The organism is Bordetella genomosp. 1 (assembly GCF_002261335.1).
In the GTDB taxonomy this organism is placed as follows: domain Bacteria; phylum Pseudomonadota; class Gammaproteobacteria; order Burkholderiales; family Burkholderiaceae_B; genus Bordetella.
In genome coordinates, this window is sequence record NZ_NEVL01000001.1 from 758,467 (window position 1) to 776,081 (window position 17,615).

Consider the following 17,615-nt stretch of genomic DNA (forward strand, 5'->3'; position numbering starts at 1 on the left):
CTGGACGCGGACTCAGGGCGCGCCGGGTCGGGCGACGCAAACGGGCTCAGGCGCCACAGGATTCGATATAGGCGGCGACCAGTATTTCGAGCTGCCGTTTTTGCTGCGGTTTGAGCTGCGAGTAGCGCGCGAAATCGATATTCCGGAACGGCCAGCGCGAATCGGTGCTGCTGGATTGCGGATAACGCGGCGTGGGGGCGGGATGGACGGCCGATGCGTCGCCTTCGCCGAGCCAGACCGGCGAAACGTTCAACACCTGGGCGAGTTTGAGCAGCGCGGTGCCGGAGGGATGGATCCGTTGCCCGCTTTCATAGTTGCCGATGGCACTGGGCGTCAGGCCACTGATTTCGGCCAGTTCTTTTTGCGTCCAGCCGCGATGCGCCCTTGCGTCACGGAGACGATCGCTAAACGTACTCACCCTGTTTATGCAGCTGTCCGGCCATTTTTTGGTTAGTAATTAAAACATATGAAATCTGCGTAATCCACACCGGGCAAGGTCTTCAAATAAAAGGGTTTTCCCTCAGCGAAACAACCGGAGAAATTGGTTATTGCGCGCAATAAAACCATTGTCTGCTATTCCATTAACTACACGAGTGTGTTTTACTTTTGAAACACGTTCGTGTTGGAAGGCCGGATATGCGCTTCGTCCCGGGCCCGGTGGCTTCATGCAGCCGTCGGTCGTGGCGCAGCGCGGCGCGCGCCTGCCTGCAGCCTAGATCGCCATGAATACGCTTACGCCCGGAGTCTTGTTGTTGTGCGCGAATGCGCAGGATCGCTCGCGTTTGGGTGCGTGGGTAAATCGGTCAGGCTTCGAGGTGAAGACCTGCGACGACGTCGGGGCGCTGTTCGAGCAGCACGCCTTGCACCGCTGCGCCTACGTCGTGCTGGCGGCCAGCCATGCCGACGTGCTCATCGCCGCGGCCCGCCTGCGCACGCTGCATCCGCCGCTCGGCATCGTGGCCATCAACCACGACGTGCCCGCCGACGTGCGCGTGCAGCTCCTGCTGTGCGGGGTCGACACCTGCCTCGATGCGCGGGTCGGCGAGCGCGAGCTGGCCGCCGTGTTGCAGGCCCTGGCGCGCCGTGCCGTGCATCCCCCGGTGGCTCGCGCGCCGGCCGCGCTCGCGCCCGAGGCGCCGGTGGAGCCCGCGGGCGCCTGGCGTCTGCAGGACGACGGCTGGGTGCTCGTGAGTCCGCACAATCATCGCCTGCCCCTGAGCGGCACCGAGCGCGCGCTGGTGGGCGCGCTCCTGCAGGCGCCTACCCGGCGCATGAGCCGCGATCAGTTGATGGATGTGGTGGACGTGCGCCCCGAGCGCGGCGGCCGCACCCGGCTGCGCTATGTCGACGTGCTGGTGTGCCGCCTGCGCCGCAAGGCGGCGGAGCACGACGTGCGTCTGCCGATCCGCGCGGTGCACGGCTGGGGCTATATGTTCGGCGCGGAGGTCTGATCCGCGCCGGTGCGCCTAGCGGCGTTCCGGCTCGAAATCCTCGCCCGGCTCGGGCAGGTGCGAGGTGTCGAGCACGTCGTCTTCGCCGGCGATCACGCCCGCGTCGCCCGGCTCGTTCATCACGCGGCCCGCGCGCGGCATGCCGGCCACGGTCTCGGTCTGGCTGGGCATGGGCATCTCTTCGGTGCCCTTGCGCGGGTCGGCGGCGCGCGGGGCGGCGGGGGCGGCCGGATCGGCCGGCACCGTGGTGCTGATGGTCTTGGGCGTCATGGCGGTCTCCTTGGAATGGTAGTCGCGTGGCACGCGATCAGTGCGTGTGGCGGTTGCCGTTGAGCGATCCCGGCATGACCGCAATTGCCGTGCCGCGCGGAGGTGCGTGGCCTTGCGCGCGCCGGCATGGCGGTCCGGCGCTCCACCTATAATGGGGACTGCCTCCACGCTACGCTCACCGTGACCGATACCTTCGAACGCACCGTCTCCGCCGAGCTCGTCGCCGTGCTGGTCGCCGTGACCGGCGGCGAGCCGCGCGTGCTCACCACCGACGCCGGCCAGGCGTTGCCGGCCGGGCCGTTCGAACTGAGCCACCGCTCGCTGCAGGCCGGCATGCGCGACTGGGTCGAAACCCAGACCCATCATCCGCTGGGCTACGTCGAGCAGCTCTACACCTTCGCGGACCGCGACCGGTCGGACGCCGCCGGATCGCGCGTCATCTCGGTCAGCTACCTGGGCCTCACCCGCGAAGCCGGCGAGACCGGCGTGGCGCAGGTCGGCTGGCAGGACTGGTATCGCTATTTCCCCTGGGAAGACCAGCGCGCGGGCCGCCCGGCAGTGCTGACCGGCGAGATCGAGCCGGCGCTGCAGGCCTGGGTCGCGAGCGCGGACGACCCGGCCTCGGCCGCGCAACGGCAGCAGCGTGTCGCCTTGAGCTTCGGCATGGACGGCGCGCCCTGGAACGAAGACATGGTGCTGCAGCGCTACGAGCTGCTGTTCGAGGCCGGGCTGGTGCCCGAGGCGCAACGGCGCGGCGCCCGGCCCCGGGCCGCGCTGCCGGGGCAGGCCATGCACCATGACCATCGCCGCATCCTGGCCACCGGCATCGCGCGCCTGCGGGCCAAGATCAAATACCGTCCGGTGGTCTTCGAATTGATGCCGCCGGAGTTCACGCTGCTGCAGTTGCAGCTCGCCGTCGAGGCGCTGGCCGGACGCGGACTGCACAAACAGAATTTCCGCCGCCTCATCGAGCAGCAGGACCTCGTCGAAGAGGCGGGCGGCATGACCACGGGCACCGCGGGCCGGCCCGCCAAGCTGTTCCGCTTCCGCCGCGACGTGCTGGCCGAACGCGCCATCGCCGGCAGCAAGCTGCCGCTCGCCCGTCACATCTGACGTCGCGCCACCCCCACACGATGCTGCACTGCGGCTTGACAGGGCTTTATGCTCAGGAATAGCATAAGTTCATCCCAGGCAAGCAGCCCTTTTTTTACGGCTCTAAATACTCAAAATGAGCATAAAAACCGAAGTGTCCCCCGTGTCGGCCTCCATCGCCCGCGTCCCGCCCCTGCCTCTCGTCATGCTGGAGCCGCTGGTGCGCGCCACGCTGCTCGAAGACCTGGGCCGCGCCGGCGACATCACCACCGATGCCATCGTGCCCGTCGAGGCCCGTGGCCGCACCCGCCTGGTGGCGCGCCAGGCCGGCGTGCTGGCCGGCCTCGACATCGCGCGCCTGGCGTTCCGCCTGGTCGATCCCGAGATCGCGTTCCGCGCCTTGCTCGCCGACGGCGCCCGCCTCGAGCCCGGCAGTGAGATCGCGGTGATCGAAGGGCCCGCGCGCGGCATGCTGACCGCGGAGCGCACCGCGCTGAATTTCCTCGGTCACCTGAGCGGCGTGGCCACGGCCACGGCGTCGATCGCCGACGCGATCGCGCACACCCGCTGCAAGGTGACCTGCACGCGCAAGACGCTGCCGGGCCTGCGCGCCGTGCAGAAATACGCGGTGCGCGTGGGCGGCGGCAGCAATCACCGCTACGGCCTGGACGACGCCGTGCTCATCAAGGACAACCACGTGGCGCTGGCCGGGGGCGTGAGCGCGGCGGTGCAGCGCGCCCGTGCCGCGGTCGGCCACATGGTCAAGATCGAACTCGAGGTCGACACGCTGGCGCAGCTCGAGGAAGCCCTCGCGCTCGAGGTCGACGTGGTACTGCTCGACAACATGGACAACGCCACGCTGCGCGCGGCCGTGGCGCTGGTCGATGGCCGGGCCATCACCGAAGCATCGGGCCGCATCACACCCGACACGGCGCCTGGCATCGCGGCCACGGGCGTGGACCTGATGGCGGTGGGCTGGCTCACGCACAGCGCGCGCGTGCTGGACATCGGCCTGGACAGCTGAACCGACTCTCTCCGATTTTCCGACCTCGCGGACCCTTCGGCGCACGCCTGCCTGCATGCGCCGGGGCGGCCTGCACCCTGCGATCATGAAACGTACTCTGTGGCTTTCTCTTGCAGCACTCGCCCTGGCGCTTTCGGCGCTGGCCCTGAGCACCGCCGGCGGCTCCTCGGTGGCGCGCGAGGTGGCGCCCGCCTGGCCCACCCGCCCGCTCACCATCGTCGTGACGTTCCCGCCGGGCGGCGGCACCGACCTGTTGGCGCGCAAGATCGGCGCGGCGCTGGCCGCCGAGCTGGGCCAGCCGGTGGTGGTGGAAAACCGCCCGGGCGCGAGCGGCAACATCGGCGCGCGCGCGGTGGCGCAGGCCGCGCCCGACGGCTACACGCTGCTGATGGTGAACAGTTCGTTCGCGATCAATCCCGGCGTGTTCCGCAAGCTCGATTTCTCGCCGGAACACGATTTCGCCGCCGTGATCAACGTGGCGTTCGTGCCCTCGGTGGTGGTGACCCGCGCCGACACGGGCTACGCGACCCTGGCGCAGGCGCTCGCGCGCGGCCGGCCGCAAGACCCGCTCGCCTTCGCCTCCTGCGGCAACGGCACGCCGCAACACCTGGCCGGCGAGATGCTGCAGCTCGCCAGCGGCGCCACGCTGCAACACGTGCCCTACAAGGGCTGCGGGCCGGCCCTCACCGACGTGCTGTCGGGGCAGGTGCCGGTGGGTATCGTGACGGCCTCGAGCGCGGTGCCCTTCATCAACAGCGGCAAGCTGCGGGCGCTGGCCGTGACCTCGCCCGAGCGTTCGCTGTTGCTGCCGCGCGTGCCCACGGTGGCGGAATCCGGCATGCCGGGCTATCAGCTCGACCAGTGGCACGGCCTGCTGGCCCCCGCCGGCACGCCGGCGGCCGTGGTCGACAAAATCAATGCGGCGGTGGCGCGCATCGTGGCCGAGCCGGTGATGCGCAACGCGCTGCTCGACCTGGGCTTCGCGCCCACGGCGTCCAGCGCGGCCGAATTCGACCGGCTGGTGCATGCCGACATCGCGCGCTTCGCCGAGCTCACCCGCAAACTCAGCCTGCACGCCGATTGAGGCCCGGGCTCAGACCGTCGCGGCCTGGGCCTCGAGCTGTTGCTTCAGGTCGGGTGCGAGCTTGAGCTGGCGCGCCAGTTCGTCGAGGTAGGCGCGCTCCATGAAGCTTTCCTCGTCGACCACCAGCACGCTGGCCAGGTACATCTCGGCCGCCATTTCGGGCGTCTGCGCCGCGCGCGCCACCACGGCCGGATCGACCGGACGCGCCAGCTCGGCCTCGAGCCAGCCGCGGTCGGCGGCATCGCCGGAGAGACGGGTGAGCTCCTGCTCCAGCAGTTGGCGTTCGTCGGGGCCGATATGGCCGTCGGCCTTGGCCGCGCCGATCATGGCGGTGAGGATGGCGCTGGCATGCTGCTCGACCTGGGCGGGCGGGAGCCGGTCCACGGTCTGCGGTTGGGGCAGGGCGGCCGGCACCGCAGCCACGCCCTGGGGCGGCGTGCCGCCGGCCTGCTTGCGCTGCCATTGGTCATAGGCGCGATACGCCAGCACGCCCACCGCCGCCACGCCGCCATAGACGGCGAGCTTGCCGCCCACCTTGCGCGCCTTCTTGCTGCCCATCAGCAGTCCGAGGGCGCCGGCGCCCAGCGCGCCACCGCCCAATCCCTTCAGGAACGAGCCGTTGCCGCCGCCCTGCGTGGCCTCGCTCGCGCGGCTGGCCGCGCCCTGGACCAGGCTCTGGCCGGATTGGAGAAGTTGATCGAGCAATTGACGAGCACTCAAGGTGGGCTCCTGTGACAGTGACTAACGTCATTCTGACCTTGTTGCATTGCAAAAGTTCAGATGGCTGTCAGCTTCGGTAATCAGGGACGGCGTGCTAAAAGAGGGCGTCGCGGTCGACCCGCAACCTCTGGAGCCCCTCCCATGACCATCACGCTACGCGCCAATGCGCCCGGCACGCTGCAATACACCGCCCAGGCCGAGGGCCATGACCTGCCGGTCGCCATGCCGGCGCCGCTGGGCGAGGGGCCCGATCCGCACGATTATTTCGATACCGCGCTGGGCGGCTGCAAGGCGCTCACGCTGATGGTGTATGCGCAGCGCAAGCAGATCCCGTTGCAGTCGGTGGATGTGGACGTGGTGCGCGATGGCTCGGAAGAGCGGCGCGGCGTCTATCGCCTGACGGCGCAACTGCGCCTGAATGGCGACCTGACCCAGGCGCAGCGCGAGGAATTGCTGGCGGTGGCGGAAAAGTGCCCGATCCACAAACTCATGACCGCCGTGGACGTGCAGGTCTCGACGATCCTGCAGCCCTGACGCCGCGCATCAGCGCGCGATGCGATCGCCCTTGCCGGGCTCGGCGGCCGGGGCCAGCGGCGCCGGCTTCACGCGCGCGGCCGCGCCGCTGTCCGGACGCAGCGGCGCCAGGCGGTGCACCGTATCGAGCACGGCGGTGAGCTCGGCCGGCTTGCGCAGGTGCGCCGCATGCCCCTGGCAGGCTTCCTCGACCTCGTGCTCGGGCCGGCCGCTCAGGATCAGCACCGGCGTTTCGTTGAGGTAGGCGTTTTCACGCATCGCGGTCAGCAGCGCACCGCCATCCATGCCGGGCATGTTGAAGTCGGTGATGACGAGGTCGGGGCGCAACTCGAGCATCTGCTGCAGGGCGGTGAGGCCATCCGTGTGCGTATGGACGTCGTAGCCTTCGTCGTGCAGGAATTCGCTGAGCATGTCGACGATCATCGGTTGATCGTCGACGAGGAGGATTTTCGTCATGTGATGTCGGCCACGCGGGGCGTGGCATCGGGAATTCGTGGATCGCGCCTGGCGGCGCCAGTGGCCGGGCCGTCGTGGGCCGGGGGATGGCGCGAGAGCAAGCGCAGTGCCTGGCGTCCGCGCCGCGATGACGGGCGGGATTCAGGCAGGCCGCATGCTAGGGCAAGCAGGCGTCCGGCGGCTGAACCAATTGTATCGCCTTGCAACCATGCCCACGTCGCTCGCGCCGGTCCGGGCCGGGTACGACGGTCGAAAAGCCAGCTCCACGCGGATGCTTTGTGCCCGTGATGCCAGCTGCACAAGTCCGACAAGGAAAATCGTGCCGCGTTCCCGGCCGGCGTGCATTTAGGCATGAATCCCGGATGTGGCGCCCAAAGAAAAACGCCGCGGCCCCTGCGGGACGCGGCGTTCGGGTCGGGCGCGCCGGGCGTCAGCCGCGGGTGCCGGTGCCGGGCACGCGCAGTTGCGAGCCCACCTTCAGGTTGTTGCCCTTCAGGTTGTTGAGCGCGCGCAGCGCGTCGACCGTGGTGCCGTAGCGCTTGGCCAGGCCGAACAGCGTGTCGCCGTTGGAGACCTTGTGGCTGCGCACGTTCGGACGCGCATTGTTGGGACGGGCCGGGGGCGTGGGCTTGGCGCGGCTGGCAGGGGTGCGCGAGGCCGGGGTGTCCTTGACCACGCCGTCGAGCGAGCCGACCGGCGCGCCCAGCGAGGCCAGTTGCACGGCACCGCCGCCGCCGGCATCGGCGGCGCCCGCGGGCACCAGCAGCGTCTGGCCGCTGGCCACCTTCTGGCGCGACGGCACGTCGTTGATTTCGCGCAGGCGCGCCTCGGCCACGTTGAAGCGCTTGGCGATGGCGGCGTAGCTCTCGCCGCGGCGCGACGAGTAGGCGGTCCAGGTGCTCAGGTCGCCCTTGAAGTTGCGCAGGTTGGCGTTGAAGGTTTCGACGCGATTGGCCGGCAGCAGCAGCGTGGGCTGGTGTTCGCCGCGGATCAGCGGACGATTGAAGGAGGGATTGAGCGCCTTGAATTCGTCGAGCGGCATCTCGGCCAGCTTGGCGGCCACTTCGATGTCGATGTCGCTGTTTTTCTGGATCGTGACGAAGTAGGGCGTGTTGTCGACCTTGGGCAGCGCGACGGCGTAGCGCTTGGGGTCGGCGATGATGTTCTTGATGGCCTGCAACTTGGGCACGTAGTTGCGGGTTTCGTCGGGCATGTTCAGGCTGAGGTAGTCGGTCGACAGGCCGTTCGCCTCGTTCTTGGCCATGGCGCGCTGCACCGAGCCCTCGCCCCAGTTGTACGAGGCCAGCGCCAGGTACCAGTCGCCCTGCATCTCGAACAGCTTCTCGAGGTAGTCGAGCGCGGCGTAGGTGGAGGCCACCGGGTCGCGGCGCTCGTCTCGCCACCAGTCCTGCTTCAGGTTGAAGTGGGTGCCGGTGGTGGGGATGAACTGCCACAGGCCCGAGGCTTGCGAGCGCGACAGGGCCGTGGGGTTGTAGGCGCTTTCGACGAACGGCAGCAGGGCCAGTTCGGTGGGCAGGCCCCGGCGGTTGACCTCGTCGACGATGAAATACAGGTACTTGCCGGCCCGCTCGGCCATGCGCTGCACCGATTCCGGGTGCGACGCGTAGTAGTCCGTCCACTGCTGCGACAGCTCGGTGTTCAGGTTCGGGATGGCGAAGCCGCGGCGGATCCGGTCCCAGGCATCGCGCGGCGGGCTGGTGAGGTCGACGGTGCGCGACGTGTCTTTGGCGATATACCGACTCGAGGATCCCTCGGCCTGTTGGGGCTTGTGGCTGGTGCCTGCGCAGCCCGCGAGGGCGACGAGAAGAAGCGGGATCAGGAGTCGGATAAAGCTCATTGTCGGGTCACTTGAAATTGTTCTTCCATTCACGCAGCGCGGCAAAGACTTCCACGGGGCTGGACAATGCGTGTCCGGCCCGGGCGGCTGCAGCCTTGGCGACATCTACTTCCAGGGTACGCAGGAACGGATTGGTGGCCCGCTCCTGACCGATCCAGGATGGCAGGGTTGGGACACCTTCTGCGCGTAATTGCTGGGCCCGCTCGTACCACTGTTGCAGGGTGCGGTTGGCAGGTTCGACCGCCAGCGCCCAGCGCAAGTTGGCTAGAGTGTACTCGTGTGCACAGAAAACCTGTGTATCTTCCCGTAAAGTCCCCAATTTCTGCAGAGATTCGCTCATTTGCGCGGGCGTGCCCTCGAACAGCCGGCCGCAGCCCGCCGCGAACAGCGTGTCGCCACAGAAGAGCGCCGGGGTGTCGCCGGCCGTGCCGACGTAGGCGATGTGGCCGGCGGTGTGGCCCGGCACGTCGAGCACGCGCAGCGTCAGGGCCACCTCGGGCAGCGCGACCGTGTCGCCTTCGCCCAGCGGCACGTCGCAGTGCGGCAGGGTCTCGAGCGCGGGGCCGTAGACGCGCGCGCCGGTCTCCTGCACCAGTTCGATCACACCGCCCACGTGGTCGGCGTGGTGATGCGTGAGTAGAATGGCGCGCAGTGTCAGGTTCCGGTCGCGCAGAAGGCGGCGTACCGGTTCGGCCTGGCCGGGATCGACGACCACCACCGAGGCATCGCGCACGATGGCCCAGATATAGTTGTCATTGAAGGCAGGCAGGGGCAGGATGCGGACACCGCCGTCGGCGGCGCCCGTGATGTCGGGCTTGGCTTGCATAGCGTGAGGATGGATAGTGGCTGAGGTAACGTCGCCGATTGTAGAACTCGCCGATTGGTTCGACTCTGCGCCCGGGCAATACGCCCTGGCCTGGGAGCGCGAGCGCTTCGATGAGCTGGTGGCGGACATCTTCGGCTACCACGCCTGGCAGGTCGGCCTGCCGCAGCTCGACCTGCTGCGCGCCAACCGCATGCCGTTCAAGGCCTGGGTCGGCAACGAGGCCGTGGCCGGCGCGTGGCAGCAGGCCAGCGTGATCGCCGCGCCCGAGGCGCTGCCGTTCGAATCCCAGACCGTCGACCTGCTGCTGTTGCCGCACACCTTCGAATGCGCCGAAGCCCCGCACCTGGTGCTGCGCGAGGTCGAGCGGGTGCTGGTGCCCGAGGGCCGCGTGATCGTTTCCGGCTTCAACCCCTGGAGCCTGTGGGGCGCGCGCAATGCCATGCCGGGCATGGAAGCCTGGCTGCCATCCGCGCGCCAGGCCCAGATGTCGGTGCCGCGCCTGAAAGACTGGCTCAAGCTGCTGTCCTTCGACATCGACAGCACGCATTACGGCTGCTTCGCGCCGGCCTGCCGCACCGAACAATGGCTGCGGCGCTGGCATTTCCTCGAGCGCCACGGCGCGCGCTGGTGGAAGATGGGCGGCGCCGTTTACGTGGTGTCGGCGGTCAAGCGCGTGGCCGGCATGCGGCTGATCGGCCCGGCCTGGAAGAAAAAGGCCAAGGCGGCCCCGGCCGCATCGGTCGTGGTCAATCGCAGCGCCACGCCGGCGCACGCCGACGAATAACCCAGGCCGCCCCGCGGGCGGCCATTTCAAAGAAGTGACATGCAAGAGAATTCGACCCCGATCGACGCCGTGGAAATGTGGACAGACGGCGCCTGCAAGGGCAATCCCGGCCCGGGGGGCTGGGGCGTCTTGATGAAGGCAGGTGGCCATCAGAAAACCATGTTTGGCGGCATGCCCGAAACCACCAACAACCGCATGGAGCTGCAGGCGGTCATCGAAGGGCTGCGGGCGCTCAAGCGGGCCTGCACGGTCGTGATCCATACCGACTCGCAATACGTGATGAAGGGCATGATGGAATGGCTGCCCAACTGGAAGCGCCGCGGCTGGATGACGGCCGACAAGAAGCCCGTGAAGAACGTCGAGCTCTGGCAGGAGCTCGACGCACAGGTCGCGCGCCACACCGTGTCGTGGCGCTGGGTGCGCGGCCACAACGGCGATCCGGGCAACGAGATGGCCGACACGCTGGCCAACGAGGGCGTGGCCAGCGTGGCCAAGAGCCGCCGCGTCTGAGCGCCGCTTAGGGGATTTCCCCAGTCCCCCGCGCGCGCGGCGACTGTACCTGTATGTAAATGCAGGTGATACAGTCCGAGGTTCTCTGATCTCTCAGCTCGCTGCCTGACACGCGGGCGTTCGTCGTTCGCGCATGAAGAAAGCCGCTTTGTTTGCCGTGCTGGCCGTGGGCGTCGCCGCCGGCGCCGCACTGGGTTGGGCCGTTCCGCGCTGGTGGCCCGCCGCCGCTCCCTCCGCCTCCGCGCCCGCGGCCGCCCCGGCCGTGGTCAAGGTCGCGCCGGTCCGGGTGCAGGTGGCCAAGGTCGAAGAGGTGCCGTTCGCACGCGGCATCGGCGCCGTCGGCAGCCTGCGTTCGGACGAATCCGTGATCCTGCGGCCCGAAGTGACGGGCCGCATCCAGCATATCGATTTCACCGAAGGGCAGGCGGTCAAGGCCGGCCAGGTGCTGATCCGCCTGGACGATTCGATCCCGCGCGCCGAGCTGGAACAGGCGCGCGCCAACCTGGCGCTGGCGCAGAGCCAGTACAAGCGCTCGGTCGACCTGCAGGGGCGCGGTTTCGTCAGCCAGCAGGCGCGCGACGAGGCGTCCAGCACGCTCAAGGTGCAGCAGGCCGCCACCGTGCTGGCCCAGGCGCGGCTCGACAAGATGACGATACGCGCGCCGTTCGCCGGCATGGTGGGCCTGCGCGACGTGTCCGTGGGCGACTACGTGAATCAAGGCCAGGATCTCGCGCCGCTCGAGGCCATCGATCCGCTCAAGGTCGATTTCCGCGTGCCCGAGATGTACCTGAGCAAGGTCCGCGTGGACCAGGCGCTGAGCGTGCGGCTGGATGCGCTGCCGGGCCAGGAGCGCGTCGGCAAGGTCTACGCCGTGAGCCCGCTGGTGGACGCGGGCGGCCGCAGCATCCTGCTGCGCGCCACGGTCGCCAACCCGGATCACACGCTGCGTCCGGGCATGTTCGCGCGGGTGCAGCTGCAGTTCGCCCAGGACCGCGCGCTGGTGGTGCCCGAAGCGGCGCTGGCGCCTTCGGGGCAGACCCAATATGTCTTCCGCGTGCGCGACGGCCGGGCCCAGCGCATCCAGGTGACGGTGGGCGAGCGGCGCGAAGGCCGCGCCGAGCTGCTCACCGGCGTGGCGCTGGGCGACGACGTGGTGGTGGCCGGCATCCAGCGGCTGACCGACGGCGCGCCGGTCACGATCGTCAGCGACGCAAGCTGAGCAGACGGCCATGGTGATCTCCGAAATCTGCATCCGCCGGCCGGTCTTCGCGTCGGTGCTCTCGCTGATCATCGTGCTGATCGGGCTGATCTCCTATTCGCGCCTGAGCGTGCGCGAGTATCCGAAGATCGACGAGCCCATCGTGTCGGTCGACACCACCTACAAGGGCGCCTCGCCCGAGGTGATCGAGTCGCAGGTCACCAAGCCGCTCGAAGACCAGCTCGCCGGCATCGAGGGCGTGGACGTGATGACCTCGCGCAGCCGCTCCGAGCGCAGCCTCATCAACATCAAGTTCAACCTCTCGCGCGATCCCGACGCGGCCGCCGCCGAGGTGCGCGACAAGGTCTCGCGCGCGCGCCGTTTCCTGCCCGATGAGATCGACGAGCCGATCATCGGCAAGGTCGAGGCGGATTCGCAGCCCATCATCTATATCGCGGTGGAGTCGGGCAACTACTCCGCCATCCAGACCTCCGACTACATCAACCGCTACATCAAGACGCGCCTGTCGGTGCTGCCCGGCGCGGCCGAGGTGCGGGTGTTCGGCGAGCGCCTGCCCTCGATGCGGATCTACGTGGACCGCGACAAGCTCGCCGCCTACAACCTGGCGGTGCAGGACGTGGAGGCCGCGCTGCGCAGCCAGAACGTCGAGATCCCGGCCGGCCGCATCGAATCGCGCGCGCGTGAATTCTCGGTGGTCTCGTCCACCGACCTGCAGACGCCGCGCCAGTTCGAAAACGTGATCGTGGCCAACGTGAAGGGCTATCCGGTGCGGATCCGCGATCTCGCCACGGTCCAGATCGATGCGGCCAGCGATCGCGTGCTGTCGCGCTTCAACGGCAAGCCGGCCATCAACATCGGCATCACGCGCCAGGCCACGGCCAATCCGCTCGAGCTGTCCGAGGCCGCGCGCGTGGAGGTCGAGCGCCTGAACGAGAGCCTGCCGGCCGGCATGCGCCTGTCGATCGCCTACGACTCCTCGGTGTTCATCGAGCGCTCGATCGACTCGGTGTTCCACACCATTCTCGAGGCCATCGTGCTGGTGGTGCTGGTGATCTTCTTCTTCCTGCGCAGCGTGCGGGCCAGCCTGATCCCCATCGTCACGATCCCGGTGTCCCTGATCGGGGCGTGCGGCCTGATGTACCTGTTCGGCTTCTCGATCAACACGCTCACGCTGCTGGCCATGGTGCTCGCCATCGGGCTGGTGGTGGACGACGCCATCGTGGTGCTGGAAAACATCTTCCGCCACATCGAGGACGGCATGCCGCGCATGCAGGCCGCCATCCAGGGCTCGCGCGAGATCGGCTTCGCGGTGGTCGCCATGACGATGACGCTGGTCACCGTGTACGCGCCGCTCGCCTTCGCCACCGGCCGCACGGGCCGGCTCTTCATCGAGTTCGCGCTGGCGCTGGCCGGCGCGGTGCTGGTGTCGGGCTTCGTCGCGCTCACGCTCACGCCGATGATGTGCGCGGTGCTGCTCAAGCACGAGACCCGCCACGGCCGGCTCTACAACCTGATCGAAGGCTGGCTCGAAGGCATGGGCCGCGCCTATCGCCGCAGCCTGGGCGCCGCGCTGCGGCACCGCGTGGTGGTGATCGTGATCGGCCTGGCGGTGGCCGGCGCGAGCGGCGTGCTGTTCAAGGTGGTCAAGAGCGAACTCGCGCCGATCGAAGACCGCGGCGTGATCTTCGGCATCGTCAGCGCGCCGGAGGGCGCCACGCTCAACTACACGCTCGACAGCATGCTCGGCATCGAAGGCTTCTATGCCGACGTGCCGGAAGCGATGGCGCGCCAGACCACGGTCGGCTTTCCCACCGTGACCGACGGCACGGCGATCCTGCGGCTCAAGCCCTGGGAGGAGCGCAGCCGCAAGCAGCAGGACATCGCGCGCGAGCTGCAGCCCAAGTTCAATTCGCTGCCCGGCGTGCGCGCCTTCCCCACCAACCCGCCCTCGCTGGGCCAGTCGGCGCGCTCCAAGCCGGTCGAGTTCATCATCATGAGCCAGGCCTCGTATCCCGAGCTGGCCAAGCTGGTCACCACCTTCACCGATGCGCTGCGCAACTATCCGGGGCTGCAGAACGTCGACACCGACCTGCGCCTGAACACGCCCGAGCTGCGCATCCAGGTCGATCGCGACAAGATGGCCGACGTGGGCGCCAACGTCGACGTGGTCGGCCGCACCCTCGAATCCATGCTGGGCGGGCGCCAGGTCACGCGCTACAAGGACGAGGGCGAGCAATACGACGTGATCGTGCAGGTGATGCCGCGCGATCGCGCCACGCCCACCGACATCTCCGGCATCTACGTGCGCGCCCGCGACGGCAGCATGGTGCAGCTCGACAACCTGCTGCAGGTCAAGGAAAGCGTGTCGCCGCAGTCGCTCAACCACTTCAACCGCCTGCGCGCGGTCAAGGTGGACGCGGCGGTGGCGCCGGGCTACGCGCTGGGAGAGGTGCTGGACCACATGCACGAGGTGGCGCGCCAGGTGCTGCCGCACACCATCGTGACCGATCTCGACGGCCAGTCGCGCGAGTTCCGCGATTCGTCGGGCAGCATCTACCTGGTGTTCGCCATGGCGCTGGCCTTCATCTATCTGGTGCTGGCCGCGCAGTTCGAAAGCTGGCGCAACCCGTTCATCATCATGCTGTCGGTGCCGCTGTCCATGACGGGCGCGCTGCTGGCGCTGTGGGCGACCGGCGGCACGCTGTCGATCTACAGCCAGATCGGCCTGATCACGCTGGTCGGCCTCATCACCAAGCACGGCATCCTGATCGTCGAGTTCGCCAACCAGCTGCGCGAGCAGGGCATGGGCATCGTCGAGGCCGTGACCGAGGCCAGCGTGCTGCGGCTGCGTCCGATCCTGATGACGACGGGGGCCATGGTGCTGGGCACCGTGCCGCTGGCGCTCGCCTCCGGCGCGGGGGCGGAGTCGCGCCAGCAGATCGGCTGGGTCCTGGTGGGCGGCCTGAGCCTGGGTACACTACTGACTTTGTTCGTGGTGCCGGTCGCCTACACGCTGATCGCCACCCGCTCGCCGCACCGGCAGGGCGCCCCGGCGTCCGGCCCCGGTGCCGCCGAGCCGGCCAAGCCCGTGCACGGCAACGACTGAGCCGCGCGCCGCCCCGGCGGCGCCCACTTTTTTACCCAGGTTATCCACCCGCCATGCGCCAGATCATTTTTGACACCGAAACCACCGGCCTCGACCCCAACCAGGGTCATCGCATCGTAGAGATCGGCTGCGTCGAGATCGTCAACCGCATGACGACCGGCAACACGCTGCACATCTACCTGAACCCCGATCGCGACAGCGATCCCGAGGCGCTGGCCGTGCACGGCCTGACCACCGAGTTCCTGTCGGACAAGCCGCGCTTCGCCGAGGTGGCCGACCAGTTCCTCGCCTTCATCGAGGGCGCCGAGCTGATCGCGCACAACGCCGCGTTCGACGTGAAGTTCTTCAACGCCGAGCTCGAGCGCGTGGGCAAGGGCCCCATCGCGTCGTACTGCGCCACCATCACCGATTCGCTGATGCACGCCCGCACGCTGTTCCCGGGCAAGCGCAACTCCCTCGACGCGCTGTGCGACCGCTTCGGCATCTCGAACGCCCACCGGACGCTGCACGGCGCCTTGCTCGACTCCCAACTGCTGGGCGAGGTCTGGCTGGCGATGACGCGCGGCCAGGACGCGCTCCTCATCGACGTCGAGGAAGACGCGGGCGGCCTGTCGGCCGGGCAGGCGCTGGGCCGCTTCGACGCCTCCGGGCTGCCGATCATCGTGGCCACCGCCGAAGAGCTGGTGGAGCACCAGGCCTATGTCGCCGCGCTCGACAAATCCGTGGGCGGCGCCTGCAACTGGCGCAACTACGATCCGCAGCCCGAGGCGGCGCCCGTCGAGGGCGCCCAGGCGGCCTGAGCTCCGGAAGACCGGGTGATTTTTTTGCCGCCCGCTTGCACACCTCAAAAAATCTGTGCTATAGTCTTGCTTCTTTACCGGGTGGTTAGCTCAGTGGTAGAGCACTGCCTTCACACGGCAGGGGTCACAAGTTCGAAACTTGTACCACCCACCAGATTCAGGATGGCGCGTTCCCGGTAAGGCGCCCTCTGCAAAAAGCCCCAGGTCACCCCTGGGGCTTTTTGTTTTCCGGCTGCCGATCGGTCGGGCCGGGCGCCGCGCCATCGGCTCGCGGCGGCGGCAGGAATGGTCGCGCGCGCAACCGTCGCGGCCGCAACGATCCGGTGCCGTGCCTTTTCCTTGCCGCTTCGCAAAGCGCCGTCATGCGCCTTGCGGCATGCGCCCAGGCGTTACCAAACACAAGCTCGCCACGCCGTCTGCCTGCGCCGCCGCGCCATGCGCACCGCGGATCCAGGCCCCGAATCGCCATCGCGCCGCCCCGGACCGGTGCGGAGGTCCGCGGGGGCGCGCGCGCCACCCCGGGCCACCCGACCCTCACGCAAGCGCCGTTCCCGTTCCGCAAAAACACGTCACATCCTGACCGCAAGCGGTAGCGATTGCGTGCGGCCTTTTCGTGTATGGTCGTTCTGGCCCCCGATATGCCCCGGACTTCATGCGCCGGATCCCTGTGTGACGGGCCGCACCGCAAGACCTTGATCCTGCGCAACTCCCGCGCTGGCCATCGGCCGGCCCGCGTGGATCGCGCAGATAACATGCATTGCATAACGGCTCGTCGGACGCTTCCTGCGCCCGCGGGCGGCGCTTGCCAGAAAGTGGGACTGCGACGGGCTGCCCGAAGAAGGCGGACGGGCGCGATCACCATCCCGCTTTCGATCGTGGAGATCGAATGAAGAAGTCGCTGGTTTGGGGAGGGGCCCTCGTGGTGGTTCTGGTGGCGGCTGCCGCGGCGCTTGCGTCGTGGGCGAATCAGCGCAACGCCAGCGACCTGCCCGCCTATATCGAAGGCGCCAACGGCAGGCTCGAGGCCAGCCGCATCGATATCGCAACAAAATATGCCGGCCGGCTCGAGGCGCTGGGCGTGCGCGAGGGCGACCAGGTCGCTGCCGGCGCCGAGATCGGCCGCATGGACAGCGCCGAGGTGCGCACCCAGCTCGCGGCCGCGCAGGCGGCGCGTGCGCGCGCCGAGGCCGCCGTGGCCCGGGCCCAGGCCGAGACCGAGGCGCGCACCGCGCGCGAGCGTCTCGCGCAGATCGAACTCAAGCACACCCAGGGCCTGCGGGGCGACGATCTGGTCTCGCCGGTCGAGCTGTCGCGCCGGCGCCTGCAGGCCGAGGGCGAGAGCGCGGGCGTGAGCGCGGCGGGCGCCGCCGCGGGCGAGGCCCGCGCCGCCCAGGCGGAAGCGCAGGCGCAGATCGCACGGGTCGAGTCGGTGCTCGACGACATGACGCTGCGCGCGCCCGTCGCGGGCCGCATCGAGTACCGCATCGTCGAGCCCGGCGCGGTCCTGCCCGCGGGCGGACGCGTCGTCACGCTGCTCAACACCGCCGACGTGTACATGACGCTGTTCCTGCCCTCGCGCGTGGCCGGCGCGCTGCGCTTGGGCCAGGAGGGCCGCATCGTGATGGACGGGCTCAACGACGTGGTGTTTCCCGCCAAGGTCACCTTCGTGGCCTCCGAGGCGCAGTTCACGCCCAAATACGTCGAGACCCGCAGCGAACGTGACAAGCTCATGTTCCGCGTCAAGCTGCAGATCCCCGAAGAGGTTGCGCGCAAGCACGCCGCGCTGCTCAAGGCCGGCATGACCGGCAACGGCTACGTCAGATCGGATCCCGACGCCGCCTGGCCGGCGCGGCTCGAACCGCGCCTGCCGCAGGAGTAAGG

17 protein-coding genes and 1 tRNA gene are annotated in these 17,615 nt (G+C 68.7%); 12 read left to right on the top strand and 6 right to left on the bottom strand.

Features of this window, described 5'->3' with window-relative positions:
* Positions 1–46: 46 nt before the first annotated feature.
* On the bottom strand, positions 47–418 hold the full coding sequence (locus CEG14_RS03465; RefSeq protein WP_094824943.1) for a helix-turn-helix domain-containing protein: 372 nt from the start codon (positions 416–418) through the stop codon (positions 47–49).
* 397 nt (positions 419–815) lie between these two features.
* Here CEG14_RS03465 and CEG14_RS03470 point away from each other — a divergent pair, with 397 nt between their 5' ends.
* Complete coding sequence (locus CEG14_RS03470; RefSeq protein WP_094831008.1) at positions 816–1,451, top strand: winged helix-turn-helix domain-containing protein; 636 nt, start codon at positions 816–818, stop codon at positions 1,449–1,451.
* Positions 1,452–1,466: 15 nt separating this feature from the next.
* Here the strand turns inward: CEG14_RS03470 and CEG14_RS03475 are convergent, their stop codons facing one another.
* On the bottom strand, positions 1,467–1,721 hold the full coding sequence (locus tag CEG14_RS03475) for a hypothetical protein (RefSeq protein WP_094824945.1): 255 nt from the start codon (positions 1,719–1,721) through the stop codon (positions 1,467–1,469).
* 126 nt (positions 1,722–1,847) lie between these two features.
* Between CEG14_RS03475 and CEG14_RS03480 the strand changes: the two genes are divergently transcribed.
* The 3 genes from CEG14_RS03480 to CEG14_RS03490 all read left to right on the top strand — a co-directional run bounded on the left by CEG14_RS03480 (position 1,848) and on the right by CEG14_RS03490 (position 4,921).
* Positions 1,848–2,834 carry an NUDIX hydrolase gene (locus CEG14_RS03480; protein ID WP_094824946.1) on the top strand — a complete coding sequence of 329 codons (987 nt, stop codon included), beginning with the start codon at positions 1,848–1,850 and terminating at the stop codon, positions 2,832–2,834.
* A 115-nt stretch (positions 2,835–2,949) separates the two neighbouring features.
* Complete coding sequence (gene nadC / locus CEG14_RS03485; RefSeq protein WP_094824947.1) at positions 2,950–3,837, top strand: carboxylating nicotinate-nucleotide diphosphorylase; 888 nt, start codon at positions 2,950–2,952, stop codon at positions 3,835–3,837.
* An 85-nt stretch (positions 3,838–3,922) separates the two neighbouring features.
* Positions 3,923–4,921: a tripartite tricarboxylate transporter substrate binding protein gene (locus tag CEG14_RS03490; protein WP_094824948.1), complete on the top strand. Its 999-nt coding sequence runs from the start codon at positions 3,923–3,925 to the stop codon at positions 4,919–4,921.
* A gap of 9 nt (positions 4,922–4,930) precedes the next feature.
* On the opposite strand, the gene CEG14_RS03495 is transcribed toward CEG14_RS03490, so the two are convergent.
* On the bottom strand, positions 4,931–5,641 hold the full coding sequence (locus tag CEG14_RS03495; RefSeq protein WP_094824949.1) for a tellurite resistance TerB family protein: 711 nt from the start codon (positions 5,639–5,641) through the stop codon (positions 4,931–4,933).
* Positions 5,642–5,782: 141 nt separating this feature from the next.
* Between CEG14_RS03495 and CEG14_RS03500 the strand changes: the two genes are divergently transcribed.
* On the top strand, positions 5,783–6,175 hold the full coding sequence (locus CEG14_RS03500) for an OsmC family protein (protein ID WP_094824950.1): 393 nt from the start codon (positions 5,783–5,785) through the stop codon (positions 6,173–6,175).
* 9 nt (positions 6,176–6,184) lie between these two features.
* On the opposite strand, the gene CEG14_RS03505 is transcribed toward CEG14_RS03500, so the two are convergent.
* The 3 genes from CEG14_RS03505 to gloB all read right to left on the bottom strand — a co-directional run bounded on the left by CEG14_RS03505 (position 6,185) and on the right by gloB (position 9,315).
* Positions 6,185–6,631, bottom strand: coding sequence for a response regulator (locus CEG14_RS03505; protein ID WP_094824951.1), 447 nt, complete (start codon positions 6,629–6,631; stop codon positions 6,185–6,187).
* Between the two features lie 430 nt (positions 6,632–7,061).
* On the bottom strand, positions 7,062–8,489 hold the full coding sequence (locus CEG14_RS03510; protein ID WP_094824952.1) for a transglycosylase SLT domain-containing protein: 1,428 nt from the start codon (positions 8,487–8,489) through the stop codon (positions 7,062–7,064).
* Positions 8,490–8,496: 7 nt separating this feature from the next.
* Complete coding sequence (gene gloB / locus CEG14_RS03515; RefSeq protein ID WP_094824953.1) at positions 8,497–9,315, bottom strand: hydroxyacylglutathione hydrolase; 819 nt, start codon at positions 9,313–9,315, stop codon at positions 8,497–8,499.
* Between the two features lie 16 nt (positions 9,316–9,331).
* Here gloB and CEG14_RS03520 point away from each other — a divergent pair, with 16 nt between their 5' ends.
* The 7 genes from CEG14_RS03520 to CEG14_RS03550 all read left to right on the top strand — a co-directional run bounded on the left by CEG14_RS03520 (position 9,332) and on the right by CEG14_RS03550 (position 17,613).
* Positions 9,332–10,099 carry a class I SAM-dependent methyltransferase gene (locus tag CEG14_RS03520; protein ID WP_094824954.1) on the top strand — a complete coding sequence of 256 codons (768 nt, stop codon included), beginning with the start codon at positions 9,332–9,334 and terminating at the stop codon, positions 10,097–10,099.
* 39 nt (positions 10,100–10,138) lie between these two features.
* Positions 10,139–10,609 carry a ribonuclease HI gene (gene rnhA, locus CEG14_RS03525; protein ID WP_094824955.1) on the top strand — a complete coding sequence of 157 codons (471 nt, stop codon included), beginning with the start codon at positions 10,139–10,141 and terminating at the stop codon, positions 10,607–10,609.
* Positions 10,610–10,742: 133 nt separating this feature from the next.
* On the top strand, positions 10,743–11,828 hold the full coding sequence (locus tag CEG14_RS03530) for an efflux RND transporter periplasmic adaptor subunit (protein WP_094824956.1): 1,086 nt from the start codon (positions 10,743–10,745) through the stop codon (positions 11,826–11,828).
* A gap of 10 nt (positions 11,829–11,838) precedes the next feature.
* Complete coding sequence (locus CEG14_RS03535; RefSeq protein WP_094824957.1) at positions 11,839–14,934, top strand: efflux RND transporter permease subunit; 3,096 nt, start codon at positions 11,839–11,841, stop codon at positions 14,932–14,934.
* A 53-nt stretch (positions 14,935–14,987) separates the two neighbouring features.
* Positions 14,988–15,734: a DNA polymerase III subunit epsilon gene (gene dnaQ, locus CEG14_RS03540; protein WP_094824958.1), complete on the top strand. Its 747-nt coding sequence runs from the start codon at positions 14,988–14,990 to the stop codon at positions 15,732–15,734.
* Between the two features lie 79 nt (positions 15,735–15,813).
* Positions 15,814–15,888: transfer RNA gene (locus tag CEG14_RS03545), tRNA-Val, on the top strand.
* 732 nt (positions 15,889–16,620) lie between these two features.
* Positions 16,621–17,613: an HlyD family secretion protein gene (locus CEG14_RS03550; protein ID WP_094824959.1), complete on the top strand. Its 993-nt coding sequence runs from the start codon at positions 16,621–16,623 to the stop codon at positions 17,611–17,613.
* The last annotated feature ends 2 nt before the right edge of the window (positions 17,614–17,615 follow it).